The sequence below is a fragment of the Citrobacter sp. CK206 genome (assembly GCF_030333125.1).
GTDB lineage: Bacteria > Pseudomonadota > Gammaproteobacteria > Enterobacterales > Enterobacteriaceae > Citrobacter_B > Citrobacter_B koseri.
In genome coordinates this window covers 13,566-32,821 of sequence record NZ_JAOWGM010000021.1, presented here as the reverse complement: position 1 = coordinate 32,821, position 19,256 = coordinate 13,566, and the positions used below count along the sequence as shown (strand labels likewise).

The 19,256-nt window shown below is 49.5% G+C and carries 22 protein-coding genes, 1 tRNA gene and 1 pseudogene; 11 read left to right on the top strand and 13 right to left on the bottom strand.

Annotation, left to right across the window (positions count from 1 at the left end; genetic code table 11):
- Nucleotides 1-84: 84 nt before the first annotated feature.
- Both OGX81_RS03230 and cspF read right to left on the bottom strand, forming a co-directional pair.
- Nucleotides 85-249, bottom strand: a complete 165-nt coding sequence (locus OGX81_RS03230; RefSeq protein ID WP_286458183.1) for a YnfU family zinc-binding protein — start codon at nt 247-249, stop codon at nt 85-87.
- A gap of 81 nt (nt 250-330) precedes the next feature.
- Nucleotides 331-543, bottom strand: a complete 213-nt coding sequence (cspF, locus tag OGX81_RS03225) for a cold shock-like protein CspF (RefSeq protein WP_001446195.1) — start codon at nt 541-543, stop codon at nt 331-333.
- Between the two features lie 280 nt (nt 544-823).
- Here cspF and OGX81_RS03220 point away from each other — a divergent pair, with 280 nt between their 5' ends.
- From OGX81_RS03220 to OGX81_RS03200, 5 genes are all read left to right on the top strand, one after another.
- Complete coding sequence (locus tag OGX81_RS03220; protein WP_275055248.1) at nt 824-1,042, top strand: cold shock domain-containing protein; 219 nt, start codon at nt 824-826, stop codon at nt 1,040-1,042.
- A gap of 301 nt (nt 1,043-1,343) precedes the next feature.
- Nucleotides 1,344-1,571: a hypothetical protein gene (locus OGX81_RS03215; RefSeq protein ID WP_275055249.1), complete on the top strand. Its 228-nt coding sequence runs from the start codon at nt 1,344-1,346 to the stop codon at nt 1,569-1,571.
- A 280-nt stretch (nt 1,572-1,851) separates the two neighbouring features.
- The gene (locus tag OGX81_RS03210; protein WP_136546415.1) at nt 1,852-2,235 is read left to right on the top strand and encodes a nitroreductase family protein; all 384 of its coding nucleotides are present in this window, start codon (nt 1,852-1,854) and stop codon (nt 2,233-2,235) included.
- Between the two features lie 218 nt (nt 2,236-2,453).
- Nucleotides 2,454-3,305, top strand: coding sequence for an aldo/keto reductase (locus OGX81_RS03205; RefSeq protein ID WP_275055250.1), 852 nt, complete (start codon nt 2,454-2,456; stop codon nt 3,303-3,305).
- A gap of 26 nt (nt 3,306-3,331) precedes the next feature.
- A complete protein-coding gene (locus OGX81_RS03200) occupies nt 3,332-4,321 on the top strand; it encodes an aldo/keto reductase (RefSeq protein ID WP_275055251.1) in 990 nt (329 codons plus the stop codon).
- Nucleotides 4,322-4,355: 34 nt separating this feature from the next.
- Here OGX81_RS03200 and OGX81_RS03195 read toward each other — a convergent pair whose 3' ends face one another.
- Complete coding sequence (locus tag OGX81_RS03195) at nt 4,356-5,249, bottom strand: LysR family transcriptional regulator (RefSeq protein ID WP_275055252.1); 894 nt, start codon at nt 5,247-5,249, stop codon at nt 4,356-4,358.
- A gap of 148 nt (nt 5,250-5,397) precedes the next feature.
- Here OGX81_RS03195 and OGX81_RS03190 point away from each other — a divergent pair, with 148 nt between their 5' ends.
- From OGX81_RS03190 to OGX81_RS03180, 3 genes are all read left to right on the top strand, one after another.
- Nucleotides 5,398-6,171: an SDR family oxidoreductase gene (locus OGX81_RS03190; RefSeq protein WP_286487526.1), complete on the top strand. Its 774-nt coding sequence runs from the start codon at nt 5,398-5,400 to the stop codon at nt 6,169-6,171.
- Nucleotides 6,172-6,311: 140 nt separating this feature from the next.
- Complete coding sequence (locus tag OGX81_RS03185; RefSeq protein ID WP_275055254.1) at nt 6,312-6,563, top strand: YdgH/BhsA/McbA family protein; 252 nt, start codon at nt 6,312-6,314, stop codon at nt 6,561-6,563.
- Nucleotides 6,564-6,620: 57 nt separating this feature from the next.
- Nucleotides 6,621-6,962: a helix-turn-helix domain-containing protein gene (locus tag OGX81_RS03180; protein ID WP_275055255.1), complete on the top strand. Its 342-nt coding sequence runs from the start codon at nt 6,621-6,623 to the stop codon at nt 6,960-6,962.
- A 369-nt stretch (nt 6,963-7,331) separates the two neighbouring features.
- Here OGX81_RS03180 and OGX81_RS03175 read toward each other — a convergent pair whose 3' ends face one another.
- From OGX81_RS03175 to proB, 6 genes are all read right to left on the bottom strand, one after another.
- Nucleotides 7,332-7,844: a hypothetical protein gene (locus tag OGX81_RS03175; RefSeq protein WP_275055256.1), complete on the bottom strand. Its 513-nt coding sequence runs from the start codon at nt 7,842-7,844 to the stop codon at nt 7,332-7,334.
- A 98-nt stretch (nt 7,845-7,942) separates the two neighbouring features.
- The gene (locus tag OGX81_RS03170; RefSeq protein WP_275055257.1) at nt 7,943-8,242 is read right to left on the bottom strand and encodes a 4-fold beta flower protein; all 300 of its coding nucleotides are present in this window, start codon (nt 8,240-8,242) and stop codon (nt 7,943-7,945) included.
- Between the two features lie 252 nt (nt 8,243-8,494).
- Nucleotides 8,495-9,691, bottom strand: a complete 1,197-nt coding sequence (locus OGX81_RS03165) for a tyrosine-type recombinase/integrase (RefSeq protein WP_275055258.1) — start codon at nt 9,689-9,691, stop codon at nt 8,495-8,497.
- Nucleotides 9,692-9,854: 163 nt separating this feature from the next.
- A tRNA-Thr gene (locus tag OGX81_RS03160) sits at nt 9,855-9,930 on the bottom strand.
- Between the two features lie 115 nt (nt 9,931-10,045).
- Nucleotides 10,046-11,299 carry a glutamate-5-semialdehyde dehydrogenase gene (gene proA / locus OGX81_RS03155; RefSeq protein WP_104869053.1) on the bottom strand — a complete coding sequence of 418 codons (1,254 nt, stop codon included), beginning with the start codon at nt 11,297-11,299 and terminating at the stop codon, nt 10,046-10,048.
- An 11-nt stretch (nt 11,300-11,310) separates the two neighbouring features.
- Entirely contained in the window at nt 11,311-12,414 is a 1,104-nt protein-coding gene (gene proB / locus OGX81_RS03150) for a glutamate 5-kinase (protein ID WP_012133771.1), read from the bottom strand.
- Nucleotides 12,415-12,703: 289 nt separating this feature from the next.
- On the opposite strand from proB, the gene phoE reads away from it, so the two are divergent.
- A complete protein-coding gene (gene phoE, locus OGX81_RS03145) occupies nt 12,704-13,756 on the top strand; it encodes a phosphoporin PhoE (RefSeq protein ID WP_024130644.1) in 1,053 nt (350 codons plus the stop codon).
- 104 nt (nt 13,757-13,860) lie between these two features.
- Here the strand turns inward: phoE and crl are convergent, their stop codons facing one another.
- The 3 genes from crl to gpt all read right to left on the bottom strand — a co-directional run bounded on the left by crl (nt 13,861) and on the right by gpt (nt 16,119).
- On the bottom strand, nt 13,861-14,259 hold the full coding sequence (gene crl / locus OGX81_RS03140) for a sigma factor-binding protein Crl (protein ID WP_047458752.1): 399 nt from the start codon (nt 14,257-14,259) through the stop codon (nt 13,861-13,863).
- A 57-nt stretch (nt 14,260-14,316) separates the two neighbouring features.
- Nucleotides 14,317-15,561, bottom strand: coding sequence for an esterase FrsA (frsA, locus tag OGX81_RS03135; protein WP_104869054.1), 1,245 nt, complete (start codon nt 15,559-15,561; stop codon nt 14,317-14,319).
- Nucleotides 15,562-15,660: 99 nt separating this feature from the next.
- Nucleotides 15,661-16,119, bottom strand: coding sequence for a xanthine phosphoribosyltransferase (gene gpt, locus OGX81_RS03130; RefSeq protein WP_006685917.1), 459 nt, complete (start codon nt 16,117-16,119; stop codon nt 15,661-15,663).
- A 257-nt stretch (nt 16,120-16,376) separates the two neighbouring features.
- Between gpt and pepD the strand changes: the two genes are divergently transcribed.
- Together pepD and OGX81_RS22085 are read left to right on the top strand one after the other, a co-directional pair.
- Nucleotides 16,377-17,834 carry a cytosol nonspecific dipeptidase gene (pepD, locus tag OGX81_RS03125; RefSeq protein WP_104869055.1) on the top strand — a complete coding sequence of 486 codons (1,458 nt, stop codon included), beginning with the start codon at nt 16,377-16,379 and terminating at the stop codon, nt 17,832-17,834.
- Between the two features lie 8 nt (nt 17,835-17,842).
- Nucleotides 17,843-17,998: pseudogene (locus OGX81_RS22085) on the top strand (hypothetical protein); the annotation flags it as partial.
- Here the strand turns inward: OGX81_RS22085 and dinB are convergent.
- Nucleotides 17,954-19,009: a DNA polymerase IV gene (gene dinB / locus OGX81_RS03120; protein ID WP_012133777.1), complete on the bottom strand. Its 1,056-nt coding sequence runs from the start codon at nt 19,007-19,009 to the stop codon at nt 17,954-17,956. The pseudogene OGX81_RS22085 and the gene dinB sit on opposite strands and share 45 nt — an antisense overlap.
- Nucleotides 19,010-19,256: the final 247 nt, after the last annotated feature.

The window sequence follows — 19,256 nt, the reverse complement described above, 5'->3', positions numbered from 1 at the left end:
GGGCGTCAGGCATCAGGGATTTAACAACTGCCGGAATCTAACATAAGTATAGGACATGGGCTCTGATCTGCGGTTTTACTCGAACTAGCGTTGGAAGATAAACAGAGATTTACATCCGGGGCAAAGCATGGCCTGGTTGAGCCGGATTTTTGACAACGGTTGTGCTGATTTTAAGCCACAAACAGGACAGGCAGCAGTGGCAGTGGACGCACTGCTGAAGAGTTTCATTGCATAATTGATAACAGACATAACCATTAACCTTTCAATGAATGAGCTTCACCGTACCACATATGGTTAAGTTTTAATCTATTTATTTTGACACACTGAAAATCAGGAAAGATAAATGTTCGCAGCCACAGGCCCCCTGAGACCGTTTATCCGGCAAAATTCTATGCGGCTTCCAGGGATGAGTAATTCTGATTCGCGGGAGTTAACGGCTGAAATGTGAAGCAGAACGTCTTTTCGGCCATCAGATGGGATGATGAGGCCTTTACCACTAAGAATGTCAAAGCTTTTGACAATTCCTGTCATTTTATGGGACAAGTCAATTCCTTATTGAAAACACGTTAAGACTATACATTGAAAATAGTATTCAGCCACTTTTATTTTCCTTGCAGGACCTCTGGACGTCTAAAATATAATTTGCTTATATTGATTCCCTGTGCCTTAATGAATTCCAACAGTTCGATGTACTAACGAACGTTAAACATTTTCCGGGCAGTCCTCATTACCAGGCGCTATCGCTGATATCCCCTCCTTATGAGTCTATACGTTTAATACTATACGTTTACGATCAATACAATCATATATAACGGGAGTCAGTATGACCTCAAGAATTACAGGCCTGGTAAAATGGTTTGACGAAGACAAAGGTTTTGGCTTCATATCTCCTCTTGATGGCAGCAAAGATATCTTTGTCCATTTTTCTGCACTTAATGGCGACAACTTTAAAACTTTATTTGAAGGACAGAAAGTTGAATTCGCCATTCACAGCGGTGACAAAGGTCCTGCTGCTGCAAACGTAATACTTTGCGATAAATAAATCATTGTGGATCTGCGATAACGATGAAGGATTATTCCTGAGTAGACAGATCCATAACTTAAATCAGATGAAAGTCGTTTATTCTTAATATCAGGTCAGCATATTTTTTCGCAATTATGAGTGTACTGACCGATGTGATGAAGTGCAGGACTGCTGCATAAAAGTCTGAAAGCAGAAGCTAACTGCTTGTTAAATAATAAAGTGCGTAAGAGGCGAGGCTGCCTCCGAAAGCATCACGTCTTTGCTTTTACCTTAATGGCATCTGCCAGTTGACATTCACGCGAGAACAAGGTAATAGAATATGATAAAAGTCCTTGTTTTCTTTAATGCTGAATCCTGTAAAGTCACGACAGTTCTGGAAGGTATATCCTCTATCAGGCAGGAATATCCAAACGGTGAAGAAACACATCTTCGGATTATGTCTGCAAGTTTTCCTTCCTTAACTGGCGATCATGGTATTGTTTACGTAGCTTCTGACAGGGAGTTAACGTCACAGGAGATACTTAATGCGGCCAGGAAATATTTATAGCATTTTTGTTATGCTCTATGCTTCACGTTTAACTGCATACTCACCCTATTTATCAGAAGCGAACAAAAAATGAGTTAATAACATTTATGGCCTGCTAACAGCAGGCTTTTTTTCACATTCAACTTTTTAGAACTTCCCTCTGAAAAGAGAGAATAATTCACTTTCCTCTGACAAAATGCAGGCTCTCTCGCCCTACCTACCATCTTGCCTTTTGTGAGAAATCTTACTAAGCGGCAGGGCTAATTAACTTATTGACTCTTCTGCTTTAAGTTCATCAGGTATGACTGATGCAACAAGACATAAGGATAAATGCGAGGATTTTGAGCAGCGTCGCGATGATTCACGTCGTAACCTGGAATTCTTTGGCGCGCCCCATGTTGTGCTGCTTTTTATGCCAGAAGTGGGCGATAACGTTCGTGTTGCGGGTGACATAGGTATGTACGCTCAGACGCTTCTGCTGTCTCTCACCGCTCCCGGGTTAGGAGGCATTCCGCAGAACATGCTGGGCTTTTATGCCGAAACCATCCGCAAAGAACTGCGTGTGGACCCCGCGTTGAAATTACTGTTCGGCATCTCTCTGGGCTACCCGGGCCGGGATTACCCTGCAAATCAAGACAGAATTAATAAAGCGCCCCTCGGTGAAAGTGTCATCTTCCATCAGTAACTGAAATGCTTTATTAAATGTACTGGCTAAGTGTCAGCCAAGATACCTAGAACTGAATAACATGCACAGCCCAATGTCCGCTTCTGGCACAAAGCCGACCTTCCCCCCTCCCTAAAAATTAATGAACACATCTAATAAACCCTAGCTAATTACCCCATCTAATCGAATAAATCACTTTGCGTTATGCTTTTCCAACACAACAGCTGAAGGATAACGTCATGCAAACTGTAAAACTGAACAACGGTATTGAAATGCCCCTGTTGGGCTTTGGGGTGTTTCAGATGTCTGATGCCGCTGAATGCGAAAGAGCAGTTATTGATGCCATCGATACGGGATACCGCCTGATCGATACCGCCGCGTCTTACCAGAATGAAACCCAGGTCGGGAACGCACTGAAACAGACCGGTATCGCACGTAACGAACTTTTTATAACGACCAAACTTTGGCTACAGGATACCAATTACGAAGGCGCTAAAGCACAGTTCGAACGCTCTCTGAATCGGCTGCAACTTGATTACGTCGACCTGTATCTGATTCACCAGCCTTATGGCGATGTCCATGGGGCATGGCGTGCTATGGAAGAACTGCAGCAGGCAGGCAAAATTCGCGCCATTGGTGTCAGCAACTTCCATCCTGACCGACTGGCCGACCTTATCGCCTTCAACAAAGTTGCCCCTGCGGTGAACCAGATTGAAGTTAACCCCTTCAACCAGCAGCTGCATGCTGTTCCATGGAATCAAAGCCATGGCATTCAGCCGGAAGCCTGGGCACCGTTTGCTGAGGGTAAAAATGGCCTGTTCCAGCATCCCGTGTTAACGGCGATTGGCCAGAAGTACGGCAAAAGCGTGGGTCAGGTTGTGCTGCGTTGGATCTTCCAGCGAGGCATCGTTTCGCTGGCGAAATCGGTGCGCAAAGAACGCATGGCAGAGAACATCAACATTCTCGATTTTGAACTCAGCTCTGAAGATATGCTGCAGATTGTTGCCCTCGACACTGCAACCAGCGCCTTCTTCTCTCACCGCGACCCGGCGATGGTGGAATGGCTGACTAGCCGCAAACTTGATGTTTAAGTCGCGATAAAAGAGGTATTCATTCAATGCAAAAACGTTATCTGGGTAAATCCCGACTCGAAGTATCCGCGCTTGGGCTCGGCTGCATGGGCTTAAGCCATGGCTATGGCCCGGCGACAGATACTCGTCAGGCTATCGAGCTCATTCGCGCTGCGGTTGAACGTGGCGTCACCTTCTTCGATACCGCTGAAGTGTATGGCCCCTTCCTTAATGAAGAAGTTGTCGGCGAAGCCTTAAAACCGTTTCGTGACCGCGTGGTCATCGCCACTAAGTTTGGTTTTACTTTTGGCGACGACAACAAGCAGCAGATTTTAAACAGCCGTCCGGAGCATATCCGTGAAGCGGTGGAAGGATCATTACGCCGTCTCAAGACTGATGTTATTGATCTGCTGTATCAACATCGTGTCGATCCGGATGTCCCCATTGAAGATGTTGCGGGAACAGTGAAGGACCTGATCGCTGAAGGCAAAGTTAAACATTTCGGTCTGTCCGAAGCGGGTGCACAAACTATTCGTCGTGCGCATGCCGTACAACCTGTCACTGCCCTGCAAAGCGAATACTCAATGTGGTGGCGCGAGCCTGAGCAGGAGATCCTGCCGTTGCTGGAGGAACTGGGCATTGGTTTTGTGCCCTTCAGCCCATTAGGCAAAGGCTTCCTGACGGGATCGATTAAGCCAGGAACCACTTTTGGCAAGGATGATTACCGCAGCACCGTGCCGCGTTTCGCCGAGCAGGCGATTGAAGCCAATGAAAAGCTGGTCTCATTGCTGGGTGAACTGGCGGCAGAGAAAGGCGTGACGTCTGCGCAAATTGCGCTGGCATGGCTGCTGGCACAAAAGCCGTGGATTGTTCCTATCCCTGGTACCACCAGACTGCACCGGCTGGAAGAAAACCTGGCGGCTGCCGACATCATTCTTTCGCAGGATGACTCACGGCAGATAACCCAGGCGCTTGAAACCATTAAAGTCGTCGGCGAACGTTACTCTCCTGAGCATCAGGCTCGCGTGGGCCGTTAACACTCGAACGGGCCCTCTGCGAATGGGGGACCCGTTATTCCTGGTAGCGAAGTGCATCGATCATCAGCGCAAAAGCGGGCGGATGCTGCTTACGGCTCGGGTAGTAAAGGTAATATCCGGGGAAAGACGGACACCAGTCCTGCAAAACCTGAATAAGCTCTCCTGACTTTATATAATCCTGCACCCTGTCTTCAGGTATACAGGCGATGCCAAAACCTGATAACGCCGCATCAATCCTTTCTGCCTGCAGATTAAACGTTACCTGCCCTTCCACTCGGACCCGTAACGGTTTCCCTTCCTTCTCAAACTCCCAGTGGTAAAGCCCACCGGCTGTCGGCAGGCGCATATTGATACACCGGTGATTTTGTAGTTCGTGCGGCGTTTCAGGTGCAGGATTTGCCTCGAAATAAGACGGCGCTCCCACTACTGCCATTCTCATATCCGGCCCAATTCTTACCGCAATCATGTCCTTATCCACGCTTTCGCCCAGGCGGATCCCGGCATCAAAACGCCCCTCAACAATATCGACAAAGCCGTTATCCACCACCAGTTCGAGATTAATTTCCGGGTATTCCCTGAGGAAGGGTTTTAGCTTCGGCCATACCAGACTTCGCGCGGCATGCTCCCCGGCTGATAAACGAATATTTCCGGAGGCGGTGCCGTTCAGCTGAACCAGCGATTCCAGCTCCTGTTCAAGATCGGCAATACGCGGTTCAAGGCAGGCAATAATTCTCTCACCGGCCTCTGTGGGGGCAACGCTTCGGGTCGTGCGGGTCAGAAGGCGGATATTCAGCCTTTCCTCCAGGGCCCTCATCGCGTGGCTGAGTGCAGACTGAGAAACGCCCAGTTTGCCCGCTGCTTTGGTAAAACTTCGCTCCCTTGCCACCACAAGAAAGATTTGCAGTTCGTTGAAGTTTTCTTTCAGCATCGGAGATTTCCTTATGGAGGCATTCCCTTCATCGCACACTCATGAAGGGTGTTCATAGACACAATCATTTTAGCCCTGTTACTGACAATAATGATAATTGATATTCTGACCATATCGAAAATAAGTCCGAATTATCAGAAGGTTTATCATGAAAATACTCGTTGCAGGGGCGACCGGAGGTATTGGTCTTCATGTCGTGAATATCGCTATCGAAATGGGCCATCAGCCCGTCGCGCTGGTCAGAAATAAACACAAAGTAAAATTGCTTCCTCGTGGCACGGATGTTTTATACGGCAATGTTTCAATGCCTGAAACACTCACCGAATTACCGAAAGATATTGATGCTATCATCTTCACGCTCGGTTCTGATGGTCAGGGGCGTATTGGTGCCAGAGCGATCGATTACGGCGGAGTGCGTAATATTTTACGAATTTTCAAGAATAGACCTGTTCGTATCAGCCTGATGACCACGATTGGCGTGACTGAACGGCTCAGCACCTGGAATCAACGCACTGAGGTTCATGACTGGAAAAGACGTGCCGAGCGTCTGGTCAGGGCCAGTGGTCACCCCTATACCATCGTCAGGTCCGGCTGGTTTGATTACAACAATGATGATGAGCACAGAATCGTTATGCTTCAGGGAGATCGTCGCCATGCGGGCACTCCGGAAGATGGTGTGATATCCCGGGAGCAAATCGCCCGAGTGCTGGTTGATGTTCTGAGCAACGACGAGGCAAAAAATAAAACGTTCGAGCTGGTGGCTGAGCGAGGCGAAGCACAGCAGGATCTTACCCCACTCTTTTCAGATTTGCAGGCTGATGATCCACAAAAAAATGATGGGGTTCTGGACATAGACAATATGCCTCTGAGTGAAGAACCTGACTGCATTATTAACGAGCTGAACCTGTATTCAAAAAATTAACCAATCTACCACCCTGACAATTTTGTCATATAGCGGTCAGTCTCATGACAGCTTAGGTCTGTATATTTGAATGTACAGAGGGGAGAGTTCCCCTGATACGAATCCAGTTTCAAACATTGAGTTTAAAAGAGGTATTAGATATGAAATCACTACTTATTACTTCATTAGTCATGGGATTTATTGCAGTGAATGCCGCATCTGCCGCTCAGGAAATTAACCATGCAGATGGGAAAGAAAAGATAGGTTTAGTCTCAGCCAGCAATGCCTATACGCTTGATGAATTATCGAATGCGCTCTCTCGTAAGGCTGATGAGCAAGGAGCAACATCGTTCAAAATTCTGTCGACTACGGGGAATAACCGACTGCACGGGGTTGCTGAAATCTATAAGTAAATCAAAAAAAATCCCAAACAGGATGTGTTACAGCCCTCTTATAGTGAGCGTCGTTCTATGTTCAGAACAGAAGACATCGTCGATGAGATAACTCAATGGATTGATTCAAACTTACATAAGCCGCTGAAGATAGAGGATGTTGCTGCGCGGGCAGGATACTCCAAGTGGCATCTTCAGCGGATTTTTGTACAGGTAAAAGAAGTCAGCCTTGGAAAATATATAAGAGATAAAAAACTTAAACTTGCAGCTAAAGATCTCATCGAGACTAATGAGCCAGTGATGGGTATAGCCTATAAATATGGATTCGATTCCCAGCAAACATTTACGAGAGTCTTCTCTAAAAAATACAAATTGCCACCATTGAGATATAGACATGCCGAAAGTCGAAAAAAACACTAACACTTTAAAGTTATTAACCTTACATAACATCACCAAATAATATTTTATTTCGGCATCAAAAATTGGAGGCCTTTTTATCAAGAAATTTCTTGTCGGAAACATAACTCCAGCTTTGTTTTAACATACAACGTCTAGACCATAACCCTCAGCTATTACATATCAGCAGAAAAATCGACCAAAACTAGATGGATATATCAATCACATATCCATCCTAGCAAACCATGAGCTTTTAGATATCCAGAGTACCTTTGTAGTCGATTCATGGTACTGAGCGGACAAGCTAACTGAATTGAGGATCCGCTCGGAGCGAAAAGAGGAAGTTGTGATACCTAATGGAAAACTAGTTCAAACTCTCGAAATTAAACTTACCTAATAATCACTCGTTGAAGATTTACACAGTTCGCTTTGAATTTTGTCCAATAACTCATCGGTTAAACCGTATTTTAGTGCAGCGTTACGTGCTATAGGGTAGAGGATATCTTCAACAGAATTAAATAGCTCGATTGAATCATTAAGCTCTCTAATCATCTGATCCCGTCCATTTTTATTAATGAAATCTACTGCATGATCGACAAAAAAAGAATGTGCTAGCCAGTTTCTTTTTTTTAAAGTTGTTGAAAGCATGATTTCAATATTACCATCAAGAAGCTCAAGTTTTCTAATCAGGCCTAAAAGCTGCCCCATTGTTTTCTCAGATAATACCTTATCAAACTTGTCAAACTCTAATTCCCACTTATCGCGGGTAGTAAATGTGGGTACATTTTTCGTAAAAAAATCGAAGAAAATAAGAAGTTGAACTATCGACTGCTCTACACATTGTGCTCTATACATCGCAAGACCAAAGTATGCGTAGACCTCTTTACAGTGTTCAGAAGTATCCATGATGTGACCTTGCCAATTCAAATTATCTTCATAATGTGTACTAACATAGCATGAAGTCAGCAACCTCCACTCCTGGCACAGAGCGGAAATTGGCACAGCTATTCGCCAAACAAGTCAATTGATACATCAGGAAATCCGTAATTACGAGTCCCTCTATTACCTGGGTTGTCTGGATTTCCCACGTTACCTGGGTTTCCCGGATTACCTATATTCCCTAGATTCCCCAAATGCTTGTTTAGTACCATGCTTTCATGGAGTTCACCAACATATTGACCAAAAAGTCTGTGGACATGTGTTCCGCGAAGTTGCCCGACAGCACTACCGTTCATGCTATGTATATATTTCCCACGGATAAAGCCTACGGCGCTTCCTTTTGAATTATAAATATAATCTGTCATTTTATTACCTCATCTTTTCTTAGTTAACTCTGACCTAAGCCATCTTATAAAAAATAAACACTGAAGATCTTCTGTTTCATCACATAACCATGACCTTACTGCTTTAACCTCTGCTTTTGGCACTAAGCAGACAGTCAGACGCAAATGTAAATCAGTACAAAAAAATTACTGGGGTTGAACTCCTCCAAAACGGAGGAGCTAAGCTTTAGATTTCACACTACCTACTAATGAACGACCAATTTAAGGTTTGTATCATAAGACCATGATTATCTTATGTTTTCTAATGTTATCAATATAATCCGCATACCACTGCATCATCTCCCTCCTTCCTTCCAAATACAACGCATGGTTATACGTCCCACGGATCGCATTCTTATCGACATGCGCAAGCTGGGTTTCAATCCATGCCGTATTAAACCCTTCCTCATGCAAAATTGTACTCATCGTGTGCCTAAAACCATGTCCAGTAACCTTCCCCGTATATCCAATCCGCTTAAACACCTGATTAATACTCGCTTCACTCATCGTTTTGCGGGGATCATTCCGCCCAGGAAACACAAGAGGATATTGCCCAGACATCACTTTGAGCTGCTGTACGATCTCTAGTGCTTGGGTAGAGAGGGGGACAAGGTGAGGCCGTTTCATCTTCATTCGGTCGGCAGGAATTTCCCACACCGCTTTCTCAAGATCAAACTCACTCCAGAAAGCACCTCGAAGCTCACCGGTGCGAACTCCCGTAAGGATCAGCAAACGTGCGGCAAGAACAACTAGCGGGCTTCCTGTATAGCTGGATAGGGCTTCAAAGAAGTCTGGTAACTCTTCAACAGTCAGGAAGGGATAATGCTTCGATTCATGCCCTGACATCGCGCTGGTTAGATCCGCTGCAGGATTGTATTCCGCACGACCAGTAACTATGGCGTAACGAAAGACTTCACTGCAGCGCTGGCGAACCTTCTTGGCCTTCTCTGTCGCGCCACGGCTTTCCATTCGACGCAGCACATTAAGCAGAACCAGCGGTTTGATTTCATTCACCGGCAGCTGGCCGATATAGGGGAAAATATCTTTATTGAAGGCCTCCAGAATGTCAGAAGCATACCCTTCTGACCATCTGCTCACCTTCGTACCGTGCCACTCAAGCGCCACAGACTGGAACGTATTATTGAGTTGCACATCGCGAACCAGCTTTTCTTCTTTCTTGGCAAACGCTGGATCGATACCTTCGGCCAGTTTTTTCTTGGCTTCATCACGTAGTGCCCTCGCTTGTGCAAGGGACACTGCTGGATAAACACCAAAAGCCATACGCTTCTCTTTTCCATTGAAGCGATACTTCATCCGCCAGTATCTGGAACCAGAGGGAACAACCTCAAGATACAAACCAGCACCATCTGCCAGCTTGTAGGCTTTCTCTCTGGGTTTAGCAGCGTCTACCTGTCGCGCATTAAGCTTCATTGGGGGCATCTCCCTGGACCGAACACAGAATGCCCCCACTTATGCCCCCAACTGTAACTTGATTCCGGTTGAGTCCAGTTGATAACAGGAGATAAAATACGGGCTTGAAGCCGCAGTATACGGGCTTTAAGTTGATTTCGGTAGACTTGGGAAGAGTTTGAAATGGTGCCGATAATAGGAGTCGAACCTACGACCTTCGCATTACGAATGCGCTGCTCTACCAACTGAGCTATATCGGCCCTGAAAGGACATGACCACGAGTGTGAATCACGGGGTAGAAGGTTAAAACTAACCGGATGATGCGTCAATAGCCTTGTGAATCAAGTGGCTGATTTTGCATCACTCCGGTTTTAATTACGCACGAATGGTATCGTCACCAATGCCGATCCACTTGTAGGTGGTCAGCGCTTCCAGCCCCATTGGGCCGCGTGCGTGTAATTTTTGCGTGCTGACAGCCACTTCCGCGCCAAGGCCAAATTGTCCGCCATCGGTAAATCGGGTTGAAGCATTGACGTAAACGGCGGACGAATCTACTTCATTCACAAAACGATCGGCGTTGCGCAGAGTGCGCGTCAGGATCGCATCGGAATGTTGAGTGCCGTGTGCACGAATATGCGCAATCGCATCATCCAGGTCGGCCACGATTTTCACGTTCAGATCCAACGACAGGAACTCGTCGTCATACTCTTCGGCTTTCACCGCCACCACGTTAGCCGGGCCTGATTTCAGTTGGGCCAGCGCCGCATCGTCAGCATGCAGCGTGACGCCGCTTTCCGCCATTTGCTTGCTCAGCGCAGGCAGAAAACGCGCAGCGATATCCTGATGCACCAGCAGCGTTTCCACCGTGTTGCAGGTACTCGGACGCTGGGTTTTCGCATTGACGATGATCTTCAGCGCTGGTTCGATCTCCGCGCTGTCGTCAACAAAGATATGGCATACGCCAATCCCGCCGGTGATCACCGGGATCGTCGACTGCTCACGGCACAGCTTGTGCAGGCCCGCGCCGCCACGAGGGATCAGCATGTCGATGTATTTATCCATACGCAGCATTTCATTGACCAGCGCGCGATCCGGGCTGTCGATCGCCTGGACTGCGCCAGCAGGTAAGCCGCTGGCTTCCAGCGCTTGCTGAATCACCGCAACCGTTGCCGCATTGGTGCGATATGTCTCTTTACCGCCGCGCAGAATCGCCGCGTTGCCGGTTTTCAGGCACAACGAGGCGACGTCAACGGTCACATTGGGACGCGCTTCGTAAATCACGCCAATGACGCCCAGTGGAACACGACGACGTTCCAGACGCAGCCCGCTGTCCAGCAGACCGCCATCAATCACCTGTCCGACCGGGTCGGCCAGGTTACACACCTGACGGACGTCATCGGCAATCGCTTTCAGGCGCGCCGGCGTCAATGCCAGACGATCCAGCATCGCTTCGCTGAGGCCGTTTTCGCGCGCCTCGGCAACGTCCTGAGCATTAGCGCTCAGGATGCTTTCAGTTTGCGCTTCCAGTTCGTCCGCTATTTTTTCCAGTACGCGATTCTTCTCGCGGCTGGAGAGTAGCGCCAGTTTGTAGGACGCCGCTTTGGCAGCAATGCCCATTTGTTCCAGCATACGTCGGCTCCTTAACGGGTAATCATGTCATCGCGATGGACAGCGACCGGGCCATATTCATAGCCAAGAATCGCGTCAATCTGCTGAGAGTGGTGACCAGCAATACGGCGCAGCGCGTCGCTGTTATAACGGGTGACGCCGTGGGCGATATCGCGCCCTTCCTGGTTACGGATGCGGATCACTTCACCACGCGAGAAGTTACCTGTCACGCTTTTAATGCCTTTTGGCAATAATGAGCTACCGCGTTCCAGAATCGCAGATGTCGCCCCTTCATCCACCGTGATTTCACCGGCAGGCGGCGCGCCAAAGATCCAGCGTTTGCGGTTTTCCAGCGGGGAGGCTTGCGCATGGAAACGGGTTCCCGCAGAAATGCCTGCCATAACATCGCCAATCACGCCCGGCTTGCTACCCGCCGCGATGATGGTGTCGATTCCGGCACGACAGGCAACGTCGGCAGCCTGCAATTTGGTGCCCATTCCCCCGGTTCCCAGGCCAGAGACGCTGTCGCCCGCAATCGCACGCAGCGCATCATCAATGCCGTACACGTCTTTAATCAGTTCAGCCTGCGGGTTAGTTCGCGGATCGGCGGTAAACAACCCTTGCTGATCGGTCAGTAACAACAATTTGTCGGCGCCCGCCAGAATGGCAGCCAGCGCGGAAAGATTGTCGTTATCGCCCACTTTTATTTCAGCGGTCGCCACGGCATCGTTTTCATTGATGACAGGGACAATATTGTTGTCCAGCAGCGCACGCAGGGTGTCACGCGCGTTCAGGAAGCGCTCTCTGTCTTCCATATCCGCACGCGTCAGCAGCATCTGCCCGATGTGAATACCGTAGATAGAGAATAGCTGTTCCCAAAGCTGAATCAGACGACTCTGCCCCACCGCCGCCAACAGTTGTTTAGACGCTATGGTCGCCGGGAGTTCTGGGTAGCCAAGATGCTCACGCCCGGCGGCGATAGCGCCCGACGTGACGATCACAATACGATGGCCTGCGGCATGTAGCTGCGCGCATTGACGAACAAGTTCTACGATATGGGCACGGTTCAGGCGGCGCGATCCGCCCGTTAGCACACTGGTGCCGAGTTTTACCACCAGCGTCTGGCTGTCACTCATGATTCTCTGCCATTCAAAATAGGGGAAAATGATATCAAACGAACGTTTTAGCAGGACTGGCCCCGGTTGCCAACAACCAGAGCACAAAGCATGAAATTTTGTTGCGCAGGATCAGCAAGCGTAGCGGCAGTTTCTGACAATTTTATTACCGCAATAATAAATCATCCTTTTTTAAAAATATTCTTAATTTGTCATAAAACCTTCATTGCAGAGCGTTAAAAACCATCCTGTTTTTCACGGGGATCACTCCCAGCGAATATTAGCGCGTAATTTTAAATCAGGAATGAAAATGAAAAAGAGCACTCTGGCATTAGTGGTGATGGGTATTGTTGCATCGGCATCCGTGCAGGCAGCAGAAGTGTATAACAAAAACAGTAATAAACTGGACGTGTATGGCAAAGTAAAAGCGATGCACTACATCAGTGATGATGACAGCAAAGATGGCGACCAGACTTATATCCGCTTTGGCTTTAAAGGCGAAACGCAGATTAACGATCAGCTGACCGGTTACGGTCGCTGGGAAGCTGAGTTCGCCGGTAACAAAACAGAAAGCGAAGGCGGTCAGAAAACCCGTCTGGCTTTTGCGGGTCTGAAGCTGAACGATTTCGGTTCGTTAGATTATGGTCGTAACCTGGGCGCCCTGTACGACGTTGCCGCGTGGACGGATATGTTCCCTGAATTCGGCGGCGACGGCCTTGCACAGACCGACAACTTTATGACCAAACGCGCCAGTGGCCTGGCAACTTACCGTAACACCGATTTCTTCGGCGTTATCGATGGTCTGAACTTAACCCTGCAATATCAGGGTAAAAACGAAAACCGCGACGTCAAAAAGCAGAATGGCGACGGTTTCGGCACATCTCTGAGCTATGACTTCGGCGGCAGCGACTTCGCCATCATCGGCGCATACGCCAATTCAGACCGCACCAATGAGCAGAACCTGCAATCTCGCGGACAAGGTAAAAACGCGGAAGGTTGGGCGACGGGTCTGAAATATGACGCCAATAACATTTACCTGGCGACTATCTATTCTGAAACCCGCAACATGGCGCCTATTTCCGGTGGTTTCGCCAATAAAGCGCAAAACTTCGAAGCGGTTGCCCAGTATCAGTTTGATTTCGGTCTGCGTCCTTCCCTGGGCTATGTTCAGTCTAAAGGCAAAGATATTGAAGGTATCGGTGATGAAGATATCGTGAAATATATCGATGTGGGCGCAACATATTATTTCAATAAAAATATGTCTGCGTTCGTTGATTATAAAATCAACCAGATTGACGATGATAACAAGCTGGGCGTAAGCAGCGATGATATCGTCGCGATTGGTATGACGTACCAGTTCTGATTGTCTTAATTTGCCGGATGACGACGCTCAGGCGTCTTATCCGGCCTACTCTTTTGCACTGTTGCAGGCCGGATAAGCGTAGCGTCATCCGGCATTATTCTATGTTACGCCGTTAACTTCACCGGTTCTTTGAAGTTATCGGCGGGTTCCAGCGCCAGATTCAGCGAAGTCAGCAGTGCACGCAATTTTTCATGAAACTCGCGCAGGGTGTACTCCAGGCGTTCAACCACTTCGGTCTCTTTAATCGGCACGGCGGTCCAGTTACCTTCTTTGTCAAACAGGCCAAACTGGTAGCTGTAGGTAAAGCGTTTTTCCTGCGCTTCCAGTTCCATCCACCAGCCCCAGAATTCACGTTTCTCAGGCGCTGGCTTCACGTTGACGCAAACAGCCAGGCAATCGAAAAAAAAACGATTATCTTCGCACTGCCCTTCGCGTATATACGGGCCAAGCGCAGTGAATTTCTTGATCAATCTACTTTTCGGGTGTCCACTCGGTAACGTCATTGCGATCTCCTTTGGTGAAGCAACTGTTTTACCAAAACAATAAAATTTAGCAATCCATTAACACAATCTGTGATTGATCCAACCGGTAATTTCTTTCAGCGCAGTGTCAAAATTGCGATACACCGGATTAAACGGAATCTCCATCAGCTTACCGTCGGAAGATGACGAGGTGATGAGCCGGGACTCCTCTTCCGGGCTAAACGGATCGTTTTTCCAGAAGCCAGATAACATCGGCGTTGGGCAGCGTCTGCCGAGCAACCCCTGCACCTTCAGTGAATAACGATTTAGCTCAACGCGCAGCGCTTCATCTGACGCATCATGCATCCCCAGACGGCTTGCCAGCACGTCAAGATACATTTCCGGCACCGTCCCCTGACGTTGTGAATCGCTTAACAACGCATGGACCACCGGCCCCAGACAGGCTACCGCTTTCAGTCGCGGCGCTTCCAGGTAGGCCAGACGTACCGCAACGTTAGCGCCAAAACGAAAACCAAACGCCGCCACCCGGGTATGATCAACCCACGGCACCCCAGGCAGCGCTTTCAACACATGCTGATGCAGCAGACTGGAGTCCTGGGTGAGTTTCCATTTTGACGAGAATCCAACCGACGGCATATCCAGCGTCAGCATCGCCATACCGCGCGGCGCGAAGTAACGTTCGAACAGGGTGTAATAGTCCGTTTGCATGGAGTCCAGGCCGCCGCACATCAGTACGGTCGGGAACGGGCCATCCCCTTTCGGCATATGCAAAAACGCAGTGACAGGCGCGCCGCCGGGGATCGAAAACGCCATTTCACGCAGCGAGCCCGGCAAGCGTTGCGCGGCCTCTTCATACGCGCGGTTCGCCAGCGCCTGCGCCTGCTCCGCCAGCTCATCCCCTTTAAGATGCGGGTAAGCCGCAATGTTGTAGAGCGAGGAAGCGTGCAGCCAGTGACGCCCGCTGCGCTGTGAGTCTGTTTCCTGGCAGGCTTTCTGCTGCCATTCCATCGCCTGTTTCGACCATTCAAAGATCCAGTTACCGCCACGGTAGCCAATCACCGTGTCGTACAGCTCTTTGTCGGTTCGCTCGGCTTCGCTCATTACGATACGCGCCTGCACATCAAGGATTTCTCGCGGATCGATACCGCGCCAGATCCACATCAGACGGTTGATCATGCGATACCAGTGCGGCACGTTTTTACCATCCAGAGTGGACTGCACGGACGGCTGCGTTCCGTGATTGAAGCGCCGGACAAGCGTCGACGTTTCAGGATGTTTGAAACGGGGTTTAAACAGGGTTTCGCTGAGGTTAGCCTGTGACATTCGTGCAGCCTCCAAGGGTACTTACTGAGGCCTATTGTAACGTGTGTGCGGCTAAAAAAAACAACGCCCGGCATTGCCAGGCGTTGAAAATTTCAGTGATTAGCGACCAGAGATTGGCGGGACGAATACCACGCCCATATCCCACGGCTGTTCAATCCAGGTGTCCTGCGGGATATCAATCACATAATCATCCACCAGCGGGCGGCCAGCCGGTTTAGCGAAGATAGTGACGAAATGAGCTTTAGGGTACATTTCGCGGATAGCAACAGCAGTACCGCCGGTATCGACCAGATCGTCGATCACGATGAAACCTTCACCATCGCCTTCCGCACGTTTCAGCACTTTCAGTTCGCGCTGGTTGTCGTGGTCGTAGCTGGAGATGCAAACGGTATCGACATGGCGAATACCCAACTCACGCGCCAGCAATGCGCCCGGTACCAGACCACCACGGCTGACGGCAATAATGCCTTTCCATTGTTCAGAAGGCATCAGGCGGCTTGCCAGTTTGCGTGCGTGAATCTGCAACATGTCCCAGGTGACGACGTATTTTTCGCTCATGTGAAGTGTCCCAGCCTGTTTATCTACGGCTTAAAAATTGAGGGTGAACCAGGTTGCGCGAGATTATAGAGACCTGACGCGCTAAAAACCAGTGTTTCGCGGAATCCAGCCCTCTTTTTACGTGCTTTATACTACCCGAAGACCAGGAAAGTGGTATTCTCAATCGCATCTCGCAAGCCCGACTTGTGGTGACAATCAATCTGCTAACCCTGTGGCCTGCAAGAAAGTTTTGCAGGACATCGTCAAGGAGACTTATCGTGTCTGAACTGTCTCAATTATCTCCACAACCGCTGTGGGATATTTTTGCAAAAATCTGTTCTATTCCTCATCCGTCCTACCATGAAGAGCAGCTCGCTGAACACATTATGGGCTGGGCCAAAGAGAAAGGTTTCCACGCTGAGCGCGATCGGGTCGGTAATATCCTGATTCGTAAACCTGCCACCGCAGGTATGGAAAACCGCAAACCAGTGGTTTTGCAGGCGCACCTGGATATGGTTCCGCAGAAAAACAACGACACCGTACACGACTTCACCAAAGATCCGATCCAGCCTTATATTGACGGCGAGTGGGTAAAAGCCCGCGGCACCACGCTGGGCGCGGATAACGGCATTGGTATGGCTTCCGCGCTGGCCGTTCTGGCTGACGACAACGTCGTGCACGGCCCGCTGGAAGTGCTGCTGACCATGACGGAAGAAGCCGGTATGGACGGCGCATTCGGCCTTCAACCTGGCTGGCTACAGGCCGATATTCTGATCAATACCGACTCCGAAGAAGAAGGTGAGATCTACATGGGCTGTGCAGGCGGTATCGATTTTACCTCTAACCTGCCGCTGTCCCGTGAAGCCATTCCGGCGGGTTTCCAGAGCTTTAAACTGACGCTGAAAGGCCTGAAAGGCGGCCACTCCGGCGGCGAAATCCACGTCGGTCTCGGCAATGCCAACAAGCTGCTGGTGCGCTTCCTGGCGGATCATGCTGAAGAACTGGGTCTGCGTCTGGTTGATTTCAACGGCGGTACGCTGCGTAACGCTATCCCGCGTGAAGCCTTCGCCACCGTTGCCGTAGCGGCAGATAACGTCGATGCGCTGAAAACGCGGGTGAACGCTTATCAGGAGATCCTGAAAAACGAGCTGGCAGAGAAAGAGAAGAATCTGGTGGTTCTGCTGGAAGCTGCCGCTAACGACAAAGCGGCGCTGACTGCTTCGTCCCGCGACGGCTTTATCCGTCTGCTGAACGCCACGCCAAACGGCGTGATTCGCAATTCCGACGTAGCGAAAGGCGTGGTTGAGACGTCCCTGAACGTGGGCGTTGTGACCATGACCGACAACAACGTGGAAATCCACTGCCTGATCCGCTCGCTGATCGACAGCGGTAAAGACTACGTGGTGAGCATGCTGGATTCGCTGGGTAAACTGGCTGGCGCGAAAACCGAAGCAAAAGGCGGCTATCCGGGCTGGCAGCCAGATGCGAACTCGCCGGTAATGCACCTGGTGCGTGAAACTTACCAGCGTCTGTTCAATAAGACGCCGAACATCCAGATTATTCACGCGGGTCTGGAATGCGGTCTGTTCAAAAAACCGTACCCGGATATGGACATGGTCTCTATCGGGCCAACCATTACCGGCCCGCACTCTCCAGATGAGCAGGTTCATATCGAAAGCGTCGGTCACTACTGGCGGCTTCTGACTGAACTGCTGAAGTCTATTCCGGCGAAGTAAGTCGCTACGAAACATTGCCGGATGGCGCTGCGCTTATCCGGCCTACAACTAACCCGGCCTACACGCTGATTTGTAGGCCGGATAAGGCGTTTACGCCGCCATCCGGCAATACATCAAAGTCACAGCCCCAGCAGAAGCTGTCTTTCCAGTTGTGGGTCCAGTAGCGTAACGTGTAACCCTACCAGCCGCACGCCCCGCCCTCCCCGCCGCTCATTCCAGGTTTTACGCGCCGTCGTGATTAAATCGTCCTTGCTTAAACGCGGCCAGACGTGCTCCTGAGTGGTCAGCTGGAAATCGTTAAATTTTAATTTAACCCCCTGGCGGGCGATGAGCAGGTCAGGCTTCACTTTTGCCAGCCGCCTTTCCAGCTCTGGATATAACCGCTCAATGATCGCCTCGCATTCCGCCCATTCGTGAATATCCTCCGCCAGCGTACGTTCAACGCCTATCGATTTACGCAGTCTTTCATTGTTTACATCCCGCTCATCAATCCCCTGGCTACGCTCCCATAACACGCGGCCAAACTTACCAAAGCGCTTGAGTAACATCGCCAGATCGTACTTTTGCACGTCTTCACAGGTACGCAGCCCCATCGTTTCCAGCCTGGCCGCAGACACTTTACCCACCCCCGGAATTTTCCCCAGCGGTAAGGTTTTGAGAAACTCAGGAACATCGGCGGGGGTAATCACATATTGCCCATTCGGTTTATTAAGATCAGAAGCAATTTTTGCCAGAAACTTAACCGGAGCAATACCTGCTGATGCGGTGAGCTGGAGTTCGTTAAAAATCGTCTGACGGATTTCCTGAGCGATAAGCGTGGCGGAGCCGTGGCAATAAGTGCTGTCGGTGACGTCCAGATAGGCTTCATCCAGCGAAAGCGGCTCTATACGCGAGGTATAACGAGAGAAGATTTCACGGATATGCTGCGACGCTTCTTTATATGCCTCAAACCGCCCCGGCAATAGCGTGAGGTGCGGGCAAAGCTTAAGCGCCATACCGGTCGGCATCGCGCTGCGCACGCCAAATTTGCGGGCGGGATAATTTGCCGTACTGATAACGCCCCTGCGCTCGCGGCTGCCGCCGATAGCAATGGGAATATCACGCAGGGCCGGGTTATCGCGCATTTCAACCGCCGCGTAAAAACAGTCCATATCAACATGTATGATTTTGCGCATGGCTCACCTCTGCAATACTGTTTAAGTATACAGTATATTTTGTATTGTGAGAAGCGAGTGGAAATTAAGCCGCGGCAGAATGCGCCGGGTTCTGACTGCCTTGACGGCTAAATTTCAGTATAAAGAGAAACTAAATTGTAAACGCATCGCCTGGGGCTTGCGAAAAACTGCCGTGGTGATAATGTGAGCGCACCAAATACGGATTAGTCTGATTTGGGGACTCTGTTTGCCGTTCTGGCGTGTGTAA